Raw genomic sequence first — 13,393 nt, 5'->3', positions numbered from 1 at the left:
GCACCCACATCCTCCTCCATTCAACTCATCCAACTCTGGCCCCATCATAACAAAACGAGGATCGCACCTCATGGGTACGATCCTCACTCTCCTTCAATCATGGAGCCGGCGAACAGACTCGAACTGTTGACCTGCGCATTACGAGTGCGCTGCTCTACCAACTGAGCTACGCCGGCCTTACAAGGGTTTATTTTATCAGGCCATGGCCATTTTGGCAATAGCAAACTCAACGTTGCCTCATTCAAACGCGGTCGCCGGGGGCTGCCCGCGGCGCCTCAGGACGCCACCCCCACCTCCCCTCCCGACCACAGCCGCGCGGCCTCCCGCCGCGGGACCCCGACGTGAACGAATGTCCCGTAGAAACGCAGCTCCCAGCCCGGCAGGCTGCCCAGCCTCCGCACGAGGCAGCTGAAGTCCTCCATCGAGCCCTCCGCGGGCCGGACGTCCGCGGCGCAGCCGATCAGGTGACGGGAGTTGGACACCCCGCCAACCTCCGCGTTGTGCCGCCCACAGCGAAAGCCGCTGTTCACGACGACGGGGCCACCCCACGCCCTCCGCAGTCCCTCCAGCCACAGCACCAGGAGGGCCGCGGGCCGTCCCGTGCCGCAGCAGGGACACCGAAATTCATCGATCCGGAAAAACTCAGGACCGCACTTCACCACGGGCCTCCGCAACAAAATTTTGCAGGTCCCCGATCCCCGGCGACAGCCTGCACGTCTGGCAGTGGCGCAACAGGACGATGGCCTCCCGCAGGGCCCGCAGCTCCCGCTCCATCCGAAGCAGCAGAAACGCGGCGACCACCACGGAAAAACCGCCCTGAAGTGCCGCGCCGACGAACGCCTCCAAACGATCCATCAAGTCCTCCTCTCGACTTTTCCCCGCATCGCGGGGTTAAAAAAGACCGGGGCGTCCCCCGGTCCGTCATTTCAGATGCGCATCCTTCCACCTCACGGCCGCTCTGCGCCGCTACAGGCTCACCGGGGTGCTGCTGACGGTCACGAACTCCGCGCCCACGATGGCCACAGGCTCCGGCGAGTAGATGGCCTTGTTCGCGATCATCCCCTCCATGAGGGCCTTCACCGCCGATGCCTCCGCGTCGGGCTTCGCGTGGTTGAGGGTGCTGGAAATGCTCCGGGCATCGGCATCCTTGAACTTCAACTTCAGGCTGACAGACAAACGATCACCTCCCTTCTCTCACCAATTGACAACGATCGGGTCCCCTTCCTACTGCCTCTCCAGGGTTCGGACCTCGGTCCGCTCCACCCGCGTCACGGGATGGGCCAGAACAGGGGCCACGAGCTCCGCCACGTTCACGATCGCCTCAGGGTCCGCCCCGCCGCGGATGCCCGCAAGGGAACAGCTCTTCACCATCGTGCTGCCCGTCTTCGGATTCTTACCCGCGTTGAGCTTCAGGGCCACCGTGCTCCGCCTCAGCGTGCTGCTCACCGGCATACTCTCACCTCCTCTCCTGTGGATTTCACCACGTCACCCCCTTTCGTAAATATAAGTATATAACATATTCTATTATTGTCAAGGGGTGATTCGCAATAAATTTGGGGACGACCTCAAAGGCCGTCCCCATCGGGACATTTTCGGCTGCCCCCTCCAACAGGCCTCCCCTTAGGGGAGGCAGGACAAAAAGACGGCCCCCGAAGGGGCCGTCCCATGTGCCGTGCCTTTTGGACTAGCGGGCCACCATCCACACAACCTTGTGGGTGGTATTGATCGACGGGGTCGTGTTCGCAGGAGCACTCGTAGCATCCGTGGTGCTGATAAGGGCCAGGGTATCCTTCTTGCCCTCCAGCTTCTTCATGACCTCGTCCATCGTGCTGCTCATCTTCAACTTTTCCAGGTCAACGCCCACAAACCAGTTCTTGTTCGTATTGGACTTGAACAGATAACCCTTACCGTCCGCAAATCTCTCGGGATTGTCCGTATAGCCCTTCAGAGCATCGACGGTCACCGTACCAGGAAGAAGGCCGTTCACGGCAGCGATCGCATCCATGCTGTCCGCATAGAACATCATCGTTGCAGCTTTCAGGCTGCGAAGGTTGCTGACGATGTTGGACGCCTCGGCAGAAGCCGTCGCGGAACCGCTGGAGAGCAGCATGGCCGCCGCAAGGATACCGATAATGACGATGACGATCAGGAGCTCGACGAGAGTGAAACCTTTGCGCATTTTCATGATAAATTCCTCCTTAAATTTTTGTCCCACCCACTGTGGAACTTAATGATGAAATTATAAAGCTTTCAGGACTATAATCAATAGGTCTAAAGGCTCATATTTACATCTGAGACATGGCCGCCGTGATGGGGCCGAAGATGGCCAAGGCGATCACCGCCACGAGCCCACCCACGAACATGATCATTATCGGTTCCATCAGGGAGGTCATGGCCTTGATCTGCTCGTCCAGCTCCTGGTCGTACCACCTGGCCACGCGCTCCAGCATGTCGTCCAGGTGGCCCGTCTCCTCGCCGATGCGCATCATCTGGCACACCAGGATGGGGAACACCTTCGCCCGCTTCGCGGCGTCCCCCAGGTGGACGCCCTGCTTGGCGGAGGCCTGGAGGTCCGCAAAGCCCTGCCGGATCACCTCGTTGCCCGCAGCGTTTTCTGCCATCTCGAGGCCCCTCAGGATGGGGACCCCTGCGGTGACCAGGGCCGCCAGCGTCTGGGTGGCCCGGGCCATGCCGGACTTGAACACCAGGCTCTTGATGACCGGCAGCTTCAGCTTCACCCGATCCATCATGGGCTTCGTGGCCTTGCTCCTCAGGAGGAAGCCCAGCACCCCGACGACGGCCAGCGTCCAGATCACGATGCTCAGCCAGTTTTCGGTGCAGTACTCGCCCAGGCTGAAGAGCATCTCGGTCAGCGCGGGGAGCTCGATGTTCATCCCCCTGAAGACCTGCTGGAACTTCGGCAGGATGAAGGCGATGAACACCACCACCACGGCCACGGCGAAGAAGATGACGAAGCTGGGGTAGAACATGGCGGAACGGATCTTGCTCTTCAGCGCCGCCTGCTTCTCCAAGAGCCCCGCCACGCGCTCCAGCGAGTTGTCCAGGAGACCCCCCTCCTCGCCCGCCTGGACGAGGGAGATCATCATGTTGTTGAAGACCGACGGGTGCGCCCTCATGGCCTGGCTCATGGGGATGCCGCGGTCCAGCCGCCCCTTCACGTCGAGCAGCACGTCCTTGAAGACCATGCTCCGCTCCTGCTCCGCGATGATGTCGATGGCCATGGAGAGGGTCAGGCCCGCCTGGACCATCGTCGCCATCTGGCGAAAGAACACCATCTTCGCCTTGGCGGGCACCGCGCCGATGCGCTGCAGCTTCTCGAAGAACGACAGCCCGGCTCCGCTGCTCCCCACCTCCCGGCCTCCCGCCGTCGCGGCGTTCATGGAGAGCACCAAAAGCCCCTTCTCCCGCAGGGCCTGAAGCGCAAGTCCCTGGCTCTCCGCCTCCAGCTGCCCCTCCTGGATGTTGCCGTCCGAGGCGCGCACGCGATACTTGAAATTCATCGTTTACCTCCCAAAGTCTTCAGAAAGGCCTGCCGGGGCCCGATGGGCCAGGTTTGCAGGGGCCTCACAACGTTCCCTGCGACAGGATGCGCTGGAGCTCCTTGGGGTCGTAGGCGTAGGCCATCGCGGCGTCGCGGCTCAGGATGCCTTCGCCCACCAGGTCCGCCAGGCACTGCTCCATCGTGTGCATACCCGTGGCGGCCCCCGTCTGGATCGCCGTCCGGATCTGGCTCGTCTTGCCCTCGCGGATGCAGTTGCGGATGCCGGGGTTCGCGATGAGGAGCTCCGTGGAGCAGACGCGGCCGCTGCTCCCCCTGGGGATCAGCTGCTGGGAGCAGATGCCCACCAGGACCGACGCCAGCTGGATGCGGATCTGCGCCTGCTGGTGCGGGGGAAAGACGTCGATCAGGCGGTCCACGGACTGGGAGGCGTCCTGGGTGTGCAGCGTGCCCAGCACGAGGTGTCCCGTCTCCGCGGCGGTGATGGCCGCCTGGATCGTCTCGAGGTCACGCAGCTCTCCGATGAGGATCACGTCGGGGTCCTGGCGCAGGACGTGCTTTAGGGCCTCGGCGAAGCTGGAGGTGTCGGAGCCCACCTCCCGCTGGTGGACCACGCAGTTCTGCGGCCGATGGACGTACTCGATGGGGTCCTCGATCGTGACGATGTGGTCGGATCGCGTTCGGTTGATCTCGTCCACCAGGGCGGCCAGCGTGGTGCTCTTTCCGTGTCCCGTCGGCCCCGTCACCAGGAACAGCCCCCGGCGCCGGTGGGCGACCTCCTCCAGCTCCCGCGGCAACTCCAGCTCCCGGAGCGTCCGAATCCTCATGGGGATCAGCCGGAACGCCGCAGCGATGCCCCGCATATCGCGGTAGCAGTTGCCTCGGAAACGCGCCTCCATGCCGTTCCCCACGTGGGAAAAGCTGAAGTCCAGCTCGTGGGTCTCCATGAACTTCTTGTACTGTTCGGGCGAGATGACCTCCAGGAGGGCGCGCTCCACCTCCTCGAAGGTCATGGGCGCCGTGCCCCCCACGGGGTTCAGAATGCCGTCAACACGAATCGCGGGCGCAATGCCGACCCCCAGATGAAGGTCGCTCGCGTCCTTCTCTATGACCAGATCCAGCAGGGATCTCAAGGTTATTTCCACTAGATACCGCCTCCTGAGGCAACAGCCTTTATAGCGTGCTGGTCAAGACCTCTTCCAGCGAGGTGAACCCGGCCAGCGCGGCGTTGATGCCGGACTGGCGCAGCGTCTTCATGCCCTTCTCGATGGCCGCATTGCGGAGGTCCAGGTTGCTGGCCCCCTCCAGGACCATGCGGCGAAGGTCGTCGTCCAACACCATGATCTCATAGATACCGCGCCGCCCCTTGTAGCCGTTGCGGCACTCGTTGCACCCCCGTGCCCTGAACGCACGGGTCCCCACCGGAACGCGCAGCTCCTCGCACGTCTTGGGCGCCAGCTCGTACTCCTCGCGGCACAGGGGGCACAGCCGGCGCACCAGGCGCTGGGCGATGACCCCCGACAGCGACGCGGAGACCAGGAACGCCGCCACCCCCATGTCCACCATACGGGTGGCGGCGCTGGGGGCGTCGTTGGTGTGCAGCGTCGAGAGCACGAAGTGTCCCGTCAGCGCCGCACGGATGGCGATCTGCGCCGTCTTCTGGTCGCGAATCTCTCCCACCATGACCTTGTCGGGGTCCTGGCGCAGGATGGACCGGAGGGCGGACTCGAAGGTCAGCCCCGCCTTCTCGTTGACGAAAACCTGGTTGATGCCGGCGACGGAGAACTCCACGGGGTCCTCCACCGTGATGATGTTGACGTCCGGCTGGTTGATCCTCTGGAGCATGGAGTAGAGCGTCGTGGACTTTCCGCTTCCCGTGGGGCCCGTCACCAGCATGATGCCCCAGGGCATCTCGCAGAACATCTGAATCTTCTCCATGTCGTCCGGCTCCAGGCCCAGGCGGTCCAACCCCACGTTGGAGCTCTCCTGATCCAGGATACGAAGGACGGCCTTCTCCCCGTTCATCGTCGGCAGGATGCTGGCGCGAAGGTCGATGCGCCGCCCGTCGACGCGGATGAGGATGCGGCCGTCCTGGGGCTTGCGCCTCTCCGCGATGTCCATGCCGCTCATGATCTTGATGCGGGACGCCACAGAGGGGTGCAGGGACACGGGGTACTCGAAGGCGGTGTAGAGCTGCCCGTCGACGCGGAACCTGACGCGGGCGCTCTTCTCGTAGGCCTCCACGTGGATGTCCGACGCCCCCTCGCGCACCGCCTGCTGAAGCAGGTTGCCGACCAGCTGGATGACGGGGGCGTCCTCCGTGCTCGCCGTCACGTCCAGCTCCTTGTTGATCTCGGTGTCCGGGTCGATCTCGACGATGGCCTCCTCCAGGTTGTTCTGGAGGTTGTAGAGGCGATCCAGGTTCTTGGCGATCTCCTCGTGGGTGGAGATGCCGATCTTGAGGTTGCGGCCCGTCAGCATGCGGATCTCGTCCTGGGCCAGGAGGTCCAGGGGGTTCGACATGGTGATGAGGAGGAGACCATCGTCAACGATGGTCAGGGGTATCAGGCTCAGGCGCTCCGCCACGGCGCGGGGCACCATCTTGATGGCCTCCGGCATCGGGTGGTAGCGCGTCAGCGAGAAGAGCGGCAGGCGCAGCTGGGTGGACAGGGCCTCCGCCAGGCGCGTGTCCGAGATGATCCCTTCGGAGATGAATATCTCCCCCAGCCTCTTTCCTGTAGTTTTCTGCAGCTGCAGCGCCTGGGCCAGCTGCTCCTTCGTGATGGCCCCGGCCTGGATCAGGACGTCGCCCAACCGGGGCTGCTTCATCTGGAGTGCCGCGACGCTCGGCACGATGGCGGAGTTCATGCTCTGCCCCACCTCAGGTTCTCCCTGCGGCGCAGGGCCGACGCCCTGCTGGCCTGGGATCGGCCCCCAGGGGAGCCTGTACGCCGCCCAGGGGCACCCCGACAGCCGGGCCCCGCTGCATCCCGGGCACCGCCGCAGCGCCGGGCATCCTGCCCTCCATCAGGGCCTCGCGAATCTCCTGCGCCGGCGCCAGGGCAAAGCGCAGAGGGATAGGCAGCTTCGTCCTCAGCATGTCCTGGGTGGCGACGTCCAGAGGGTCCGCGATCGCGATCAGGAGGACGGAGCCCCGCTCCTGGAACTCCAGGGGGAAGACGTTGAACTTCTCCATCAGCTCCCGCGGGCACTCGTTCTGGGCGGCGATATTCGCCATGTAGTCCGACACCTTCACCACGGGCAGCATGAACTGCAGGCCCAAAGCTTCCGTCAGCTGCCGGTCCGTCAGGAACCCCAGCTCGACCAGGATCGCGCCGATGCGCTTCTGAGGATTTTTCGCCTGCTCCTCCAGCGCGCGCTGCAGGGCTTCCGGCGCCACCCTGCGCGACCGCAGCAGTATCTCACCAATTTTCTTCCGAGTTGCCCCCATTGCGACGCTCCTTCTGTATCACCGTTCAAACACGCCCGACCGGCGCCCTCCGCCAGGGGACGTTACGCAAAATGTTTCAGCGTCCAACGTCATCCGCACACAGCAGAAGACGGCAAAAGCACCCGACGTTTCACCTCCTTTTATTCTATCACGAATCGACGTGCATTCCGCACAACCTGCCCGCATCGACTCCCGTCAGGATTATCGGCACTCCGGACGGCCCGGAACAGGGGGCTCGTCCACGCCCCTTCGGGATGAAAAAAGGCGCGCCGTGAGGTATACTCTCAAGGACGCCATGCGCCGCGCCCGCAGATTCGGAGGGCGCGCGGGCGAGATCGCTGCCGAACGGGAGATGAACGCTATGGAGATCAAAGCGCCGCGGGGAGTACGGGACATCCTGCCCGAGGAATCGTGGAAGTGGGCTTACGTCGTGAACACGGCGGCCAGGACGATGGCCGATTTTGGATTTTCCGAGGTGCATCTGCCCCTCTTCGAGCAGACGGAGCTCTTCGCCCGTGGCGTCGGGGACACCACGGATATCGTGGAGAAGGAGATGTACACCTTCACCGACCGCGGCGGCAGGAGCCTCACCCTGCGCCCGGAGGGCACGGCCAGCATGGTGAGGGCCGCGGTGGAGAACGGGCTGTGCGCCCAGGGCACTGCGGCGAAGCTGTGGTGCTGGGGCCCCATGTTCCGGTACGAACGGCCCCAGAAGGGGCGTTACCGCCAGTTCTATCAGATCGACGCCGAGTACCTGGGGGTGGCGGGCCCCATGGCCGACGTGGAGACCATCGACCTCTCCGCGGAACTCTTCCGCCGTCTGGGCATGAAGAACCTGGAGGTCGTCATCAACTCCGTGGGGTGCCCCAGGTGCCGCCCCGTCTACCGGGAGGCCCTGCTCCAGCACTTCCAGGCCCGGCGGGGCGAGCTGTGCGAAACGTGCCTCGAGCGCATGGACCGGAACCCCCTGCGGATACTGGACTGCAAGGAGCCGGGGTGCGGCACCGTGGCCGACGCGGCCCCCGCCATCTACGAGTCGCTGTGCGACGAGTGTCGCAGCCACTTCGAGGAGGTCCGATCGGGCCTCGAACGCCTGAGCTTCCGCTACCGCCTGGACAAGCGGCTGGTGCGGGGCCTGGACTACTACACGAAGACGGCCTACGAGATCCTCTCGGGGGACCTGGGGGCTCAGAACGCCGTGTGCGGCGGCGGGCGCTACGACAACCTCTCCGAGGCCATCGGCGGCCCCCGCCTGCCCGGCGTCGGCTTCGCCTGCGGCCTCGACCGCATCGTCCTGGTGATGGAGCAGCAGGGCTGCACCTTCGGGCGCAGACCGCAGGCCAGGGCCTACGTGGCGGCGCTTGACGGCGCTTCGCGGGGGCGGCCCAGGTCCTGGCCCACGAGCTGCGGCGCGCGGGCGTCGCAGCGGAACAGGACACGGCGGACCGAAGCTTCAAGGCGCAGATGAAGAACGCCGGCGCCTCCGGCGCGCGCTGGGCCTGCATCCTGGGGCCGGAGGAGCTGGCGAAGGGTTGCGCGGCGGTCAGGGACCTGGAGGAGGGCAGTCAGACGGAGGTGCCCCTGGCTCAGGTGCCCGATTACATCCAGAACCACGAATAAACCTCCGGGGAACCGGGGGCGTCGACACGACGAGGGGGAGAGGACGCGCGTCCTCTCCCCCTCGCCTCCTGTCCTGCCTCTAGCGGTTGTAGAAGCGGGGCAGGTTCTGATAGATCGACTCCTGGGTGGCGACCCCGATCCGGATCCCGCCGCTCACCATCATCTGCACCTCGTCCTGAGCCAGGATGTCCAGCGGGTCGGCCATGGCGATCAAGAGCCGTCCGTCCGCCTCGATCCTCAGGGGCAGCAGGTTCAGCCGTGCGGCGATGTTCCGGGGCACCAGCCGGATCGCCTCGGGCTCCGGTTCCTCCTCCGCCAGGGAAAGCAGGGGCAGCTTGAGCTGCTCCGACAGCGCCTCCGCCAGGCGGCTGCTCGTGATGATGCCCTCCGAGAGCAGGATCTCGCCCAGCCTCTTTCGCGCCCTCTCCTGGATCACGAGCACCATGCTCAGCTGCTGCTGCGTGATGACCCCCGCCCGCAGCAGCATCTCCCCCAGCAGGGGGTGTTTGGCCCTCAGCGTTTTGATGCTCAGGGGGGTTGCAGCGCCGAAAGACGCGGGGGCCGGGGCGGGCGCAGGGGGAGGGGGAGGCGGATCGGACACGGCCTCCCTCAGCGCCTCCAGGATATCCTCTTCCGGGGCCAGGGCAAAGCGGATCGGGAAGGATATCTTCGCCCGCAGGATGTTCCGGGTCACGACGTCCAGGGGGTCCGAGATCGCCACCAGGAGGACGGTGCCGTGCTCCTGAAACTCGAGAGGAAAGGCCTTCAAGCTCTCCATGAGCTCCCGCGGGACCGCGTGACGCGCGGCGACGTCCCCGTAGTTCGCCACCTTCACCACCGGCAGCATGAATTGACGCCCAAGGGCGCTGGTCAGCGCCTGACTCGTGGTCCCGCCCCTCTCGATGAGGATCGCGCCGAGGCGCTTCCCAGGACTCCTGGCCTGATCCTCCAGAGCGAGCCTCAGCTCCTCCGGCGACACCAGCTTCATCTGCAGCAGAATCTCGCCAAGTTTCCTTCGCTTAACCTCCATCGCTCAGATATCCCCTCACGCCCCCTGTCGGGCCTCCGCCGCGGCGACGTCGCGCAGGTACTCGACGACCGTCGTCAGGGAATAGGCCGAAGCGCCCTTCGCGTAGACGCCGAACTCCCGGTCGTACCACCCCGTCGCGCCGATATCGAGGTGCGCCCAGGGCACCTCCGGCTTCACGAACTCTCGAAGGAACATGCCGCCCGCGATGGGGCCGCCGCCGTCGGGAGAGTAGGGGCGAAGGTCGGCAAAGGTCCCCCTCAGCCCCCCGCACAGGCGCTCGTCGTCCATCGTGAAGCGATGGAAGCGCTCCCCCGCCCGACCCGCTGCCCGCAGCAGCGCCGCGGACAGGTCGTCGTCGTCGCTCACCAGGGCCGCCGTGTACTTCCCCAGGGCGTCCCTGACCGATCCGGTCAGCGTCGCGACGTCGATCAGGGCGTCCGGTTCGAGGCGCGAGGCGAACGTCAGCACGTCCGCCAGCACGAGGCGCCCCTCGCAGTCGGTGTCCTGCACCTCCACCGTCTTTCCGCTCATGGTCCGGACGACGTCGCCGGGCCGACAGGCCGCCCCGTCCGGCATGTTCTCCACCAGAGCCGCTATGCCGTGGACCTCGATCGGCAGCCCGAGCTCCGCCGCGGCCTGCAGGACGCCCATCATGACGCAGGCGCCGCTCTTGTCGTACTTCATGCACTGCATCTCGTCCGGCCCCTTGACGCAGAGGCCGCCGCTGTCGAAGGTCACTCCCTTGCCCACGACGGCGACGCGCCGAACGGGGAGCCCCCCCGGCCGGTACACCATGTGGATGAGCCGCGGCGGGTTGGCCGAACCCCGGCCGACGGCCATCAGGCCGTTCATCCCAAAGCCCGATATCTCCCACTCGTCATAGAACTCGCAGGACAGCGTGGCCCGTCCCGCAAGGCGGCGGGCCACGCTCACAAAGGCCTCCGGGGTCAGGACGTTGGGCGGCTCGTTGGCGAGGCTGCGGGCGAAGATCAGGGCCGTGCCCACGACGCGCCCCCGTTCCAGCCCCGCCTCGTCCCCTCCGATCAGCGCAAAGGAGGCCAGTTCGCCCGCGCCGCACCCTGCGTCCTGTACTTGGTGAAGGCGCAGGCGCCGGCAAGGGCACCCTCCGCAGCGGCCTCGCTGGCCTGGGGGGACAGGGCGTCCACGCCCTCCACCTCAAGCGCAAGGCAGGACAGGTCCGAGTCCAGCGCGAACCGGACGAACTCCGCCGTCAGGGTGCGCAGGCCCGCGTCGTCAAAAGCCTCCCTGGGGCCGCCGTTCACCGTGTAGCGAAGACGCTCTCCATCGCCCACCGCCGCGACGATCTTTCCCCTCCGGTCCGCCGCGCCGAACGCGATGCGCCCGACGGCCTGCACCTCGTCCGTCATCCTGTTCAGGAGCTTCGTCATCCTTAAGAAACGCCTCCTCGCGATCCGCTTCTTCGCCGGGGTTAGCCCCCGCACCGCATCGACCGACCGCTGTCCAAAAATCGTCCGTAAAATACGCCTGCTGTGCAATTCGGCGTATCCTTTGCCTTTATATATCGTATAGGAATCAGTGGGGTTGTCAAGATACTTAAGGCGTTCATCCTTCGTCTCATAAGACTCAGGGCCTCAAGCACAGGGGCCCAGGGCCCCGCAGGGCATGGGCAGCATGAAGGGGATCCGACGAAAAAGAACCTGCGGAACCGGCCCTGCCCTTTTTCCGCATAACAGCGCATGGCGCGGAGGGCGTTTTGCGCTTAAATGTTTCGTGGCAGCAACGCCGCGCCGGCGCCGCCACCCTGCAGCGCACCCGTCGCGCCTCTTCGCCTTTATCTTACACCTTGGGAGGTTTTCATCACCATGAACGTGAAGTACCTTGGCGACCTTCTGACCCTTGGGGCGGCCCTGGGCCTTCTCCTGCCGTTCGCCGGAGCGGCGGAGGCCGGGACAAAACCGGCCCCGCTCCTGCCCATGGAGGACTTCTTCCGCAACCCGGAGTCCGCGGCCTACGCCATCTCGCCCGACGGACGGCGCCTGGCCTACGCGAAGCCCTGGAAGAGCCGCATGAACGTCTTCGTCCGCGACCTCGACAGCGAGGAGGAAAGGCGCGTCACCTCCGCCGAGGAGCGGGACGTGGGGGGCTTCTTCTGGAAGGGGAACGACCGCATCGTCTACGTGCAGGACCGGGGCGGCGACGAAAACTTCCACGTGTACATCACGAACCTCGAAGGGACCGCCTCCCGTGACCTCACGCCGTTCGAGAAGGTCCGCGCCGGGGTGCTGGACGACCTGGAGGACGACCCGCGCCACATGCTCATCAGCATGAACCGGCGGGACCCGGAGGTCTTCGACGTCTACCGCTGCGACCTGGACAGCGGCGAGCTCACGAAGCTGGCGGAGAACCCGGGCAGCGTGGTGGGCTGGATGACGGACCACGAGGGACGCCTCCGCGTCGCCATCGAGACGGACGGCGTCAACACGAACCTGCTCTACCGGACCTCGGAGGACCAGGAGTTCCGCAAACTCCTCACCACGAGCTTCAAGGACAGCTTCGACCCCATCCTGTTCAGCTACGACAACCGGCTGCTCTACGTCGCCTCGAACCTCAGCCGCGACAAGGAGGCCATCTACACCTTCGACCCCGAAGCCAACAAGCTCCTGGACCTGGTCTACGAGAACGACGAGGTGGACGTCGGCGGGCTGATGCACTCCAAGAAGCGCAAGATCGTCACGGGCGTCCACTACACGACGGACAAGACGCGGTACCACTACTTCGACGAGGAGAGCCGAAAGCTCCGCACGGCGCTGGAGGCCTTCTTCCCCGACCACGAGGTCTCCGTCACGGACATGGACGACGAGGAACAGCGCTGCATCGTGCGCGTCTGGGGGGACCGCACGCGGGGCGCCTACTACTTCTACGACCGCACCAATAACGCCCTGAAGAAGCTGGCGGACGTCTCCCCCTGGCTGAAGGAGGAGGACATGTCCCCCATGACGCCCATCACCTACCGCTCCCGGGACGGGCTGACCATCCACGGCTACCTGACGATCCCCACGGGAGCCGTCTCCCGCGACCTGCCCCTCGTGGTCATCCCCCACGGAGGGCCCAGCGCCAGGGAATACTGGGGCTTTGACGCCGAGGCGCAGTTCCTGGCCAACCGCGGGGCGGCCGTGCTTCAGGTCAACTTCCGGGGCTCCACGGGCTACGGCAAGAAGTTCTGGACCGCCGGCTTCAAGCAGTGGGGACGCGCCATGCAGGACGACGTGACGGACGGGGTGAAGTGGGCCGTGGACCAGGGCATCGCGGACCCGAAGCGCCTGGCCATCTACGGCGGAAGCTACGGCGGCTACGCCGCCCTGGCGGGCGCGACCTTCACGCCGGACCTCTACGCCTGCGCCGTGAGCTACGTCGGCCCCTCCAACCTCTTCACCCTCCTGGCGAGCATCCCCCCCTACTGGGAGCCCCTGCGCGAGATGGAGTACGAGGAGATCGGCGACCCCTCGAAGGACAAGGCGCTCCTCGAAGAGGTCTCCCCCCTCTTCCACGCGGACCGGATTCATATTCCGCTCATGGTCGCCCAGGGGGCCAACGACCCCAGGGTCAACAAGGCGGAGTCCGACCAGATCGTCGAGGCCGTCCGCAAAAACGGTCGGGACGTCCTCTACATGGTGAAGGAGAACGAGGGGCACGGCTTCCACAACGAGGAGAACCGCTTCGACTTCTACCGGGCGATGGAGGACTTCTTCCGAAAGCACCTGGGCCTGCGCTGATACCAATTTGCGTCTAA

At 65.3% G+C, this 13,393-nt stretch carries 15 protein-coding genes and 1 tRNA gene; 3 read left to right on the top strand and 13 right to left on the bottom strand.

The genetic code is table 11. The features are described 5' to 3' along the window. Nucleotides 1-100: 100 nt before the first annotated feature. The 10 genes from SY1_RS00860 to SY1_RS00815 form a co-directional block, all read right to left on the bottom strand. Nucleotides 101-176 (bottom strand) — tRNA-Thr (locus SY1_RS00860). 99 nt (nucleotides 177-275) lie between these two features. Then, on the bottom strand, nucleotides 276-659 hold the full coding sequence (locus SY1_RS00855) for a D-Ala-D-Ala carboxypeptidase family metallohydrolase (RefSeq protein WP_243440541.1): 384 nt from the start codon (nucleotides 657-659) through the stop codon (nucleotides 276-278). Further along, nucleotides 643-855 (bottom strand): YvrJ family protein, encoded by a 213-nt coding sequence (locus SY1_RS00850; protein WP_243440540.1) that lies wholly within the window; start codon nucleotides 853-855, stop codon nucleotides 643-645. Before SY1_RS00850 ends, SY1_RS00855 begins: the two co-directional genes overlap by 17 nt. Before the next feature lie 111 nt (nucleotides 856-966). Continuing rightward, complete coding sequence (locus SY1_RS00845) at nucleotides 967-1,176, bottom strand: DUF2922 domain-containing protein (RefSeq protein WP_208872500.1); 210 nt, start codon at nucleotides 1,174-1,176, stop codon at nucleotides 967-969. A 48-nt stretch (nucleotides 1,177-1,224) separates the two neighbouring features. Then, nucleotides 1,225-1,452 (bottom strand): DUF1659 domain-containing protein, encoded by a 228-nt coding sequence (locus tag SY1_RS00840; RefSeq protein WP_015555872.1) that lies wholly within the window; start codon nucleotides 1,450-1,452, stop codon nucleotides 1,225-1,227. Nucleotides 1,453-1,684: 232 nt separating this feature from the next. After that, nucleotides 1,685-2,185 (bottom strand): prepilin-type N-terminal cleavage/methylation domain-containing protein, encoded by a 501-nt coding sequence (locus tag SY1_RS00835; RefSeq protein ID WP_015555871.1) that lies wholly within the window; start codon nucleotides 2,183-2,185, stop codon nucleotides 1,685-1,687. 100 nt (nucleotides 2,186-2,285) lie between these two features. Continuing rightward, nucleotides 2,286-3,521 carry a type II secretion system F family protein gene (locus SY1_RS00830; protein ID WP_015555870.1) on the bottom strand — a complete coding sequence of 412 codons (1,236 nt, stop codon included), beginning with the start codon at nucleotides 3,519-3,521 and terminating at the stop codon, nucleotides 2,286-2,288. Nucleotides 3,522-3,585: 64 nt separating this feature from the next. Next, nucleotides 3,586-4,665 (bottom strand): type IV pilus twitching motility protein PilT, encoded by a 1,080-nt coding sequence (locus SY1_RS00825; RefSeq protein WP_208872499.1) that lies wholly within the window; start codon nucleotides 4,663-4,665, stop codon nucleotides 3,586-3,588. A gap of 28 nt (nucleotides 4,666-4,693) precedes the next feature. Further along, on the bottom strand, nucleotides 4,694-6,400 hold the full coding sequence (locus SY1_RS00820; protein WP_341523346.1) for a GspE/PulE family protein: 1,707 nt from the start codon (nucleotides 6,398-6,400) through the stop codon (nucleotides 4,694-4,696). Nucleotide 6,401: 1 nt separating this feature from the next. Continuing rightward, nucleotides 6,402-6,971 (bottom strand): GspE/PulE/PilB domain-containing protein, encoded by a 570-nt coding sequence (locus SY1_RS00815; protein WP_015555868.1) that lies wholly within the window; start codon nucleotides 6,969-6,971, stop codon nucleotides 6,402-6,404. Between the two features lie 271 nt (nucleotides 6,972-7,242). Between SY1_RS00815 and hisS the strand changes: the two genes are divergently transcribed. Further along, nucleotides 7,243-8,439 carry a histidine--tRNA ligase gene (hisS, locus tag SY1_RS00810; RefSeq protein WP_341523344.1) on the top strand — a complete coding sequence of 399 codons (1,197 nt, stop codon included), beginning with the start codon at nucleotides 7,243-7,245 and terminating at the stop codon, nucleotides 8,437-8,439. Beyond that, on the top strand, nucleotides 8,364-8,591 hold the full coding sequence (locus SY1_RS12625; RefSeq protein WP_341524205.1) for a His/Gly/Thr/Pro-type tRNA ligase C-terminal domain-containing protein: 228 nt from the start codon (nucleotides 8,364-8,366) through the stop codon (nucleotides 8,589-8,591). Before hisS ends, SY1_RS12625 begins: the two co-directional genes overlap by 76 nt. 79 nt (nucleotides 8,592-8,670) lie before the next feature. Here the strand turns inward: SY1_RS12625 and SY1_RS00805 are convergent, their stop codons facing one another. From SY1_RS00805 to SY1_RS00795, 3 genes are read right to left on the bottom strand one after another with little or no spacing between them, the layout of a single operon-like run. Continuing rightward, nucleotides 8,671-9,621 (bottom strand): GspE/PulE/PilB domain-containing protein, encoded by a 951-nt coding sequence (locus tag SY1_RS00805; RefSeq protein ID WP_015555865.1) that lies wholly within the window; start codon nucleotides 9,619-9,621, stop codon nucleotides 8,671-8,673. A 15-nt stretch (nucleotides 9,622-9,636) separates the two neighbouring features. Next, nucleotides 9,637-10,626, bottom strand: coding sequence for a leucyl aminopeptidase family protein (locus SY1_RS00800; protein ID WP_208872498.1), 990 nt, complete (start codon nucleotides 10,624-10,626; stop codon nucleotides 9,637-9,639). A gap of 38 nt (nucleotides 10,627-10,664) precedes the next feature. Then, complete coding sequence (locus SY1_RS00795) at nucleotides 10,665-11,030, bottom strand: hypothetical protein (protein WP_015555864.1); 366 nt, start codon at nucleotides 11,028-11,030, stop codon at nucleotides 10,665-10,667. A 435-nt stretch (nucleotides 11,031-11,465) separates the two neighbouring features. Here SY1_RS00795 and SY1_RS00790 point away from each other — a divergent pair, with 435 nt between their 5' ends. Beyond that, the gene (locus SY1_RS00790) at nucleotides 11,466-13,376 is read left to right on the top strand and encodes a S9 family peptidase (RefSeq protein WP_015555863.1); all 1,911 of its coding nucleotides are present in this window, start codon (nucleotides 11,466-11,468) and stop codon (nucleotides 13,374-13,376) included. Nucleotides 13,377-13,393: the final 17 nt, after the last annotated feature.

It is taken from the genome of Fretibacterium fastidiosum (genome assembly GCF_000210715.1).
GTDB lineage: Bacteria > Synergistota > Synergistia > Synergistales > Aminobacteriaceae > Fretibacterium > Fretibacterium fastidiosum.
This window is presented reverse-complemented; position numbering and strand designations above follow the sequence as displayed.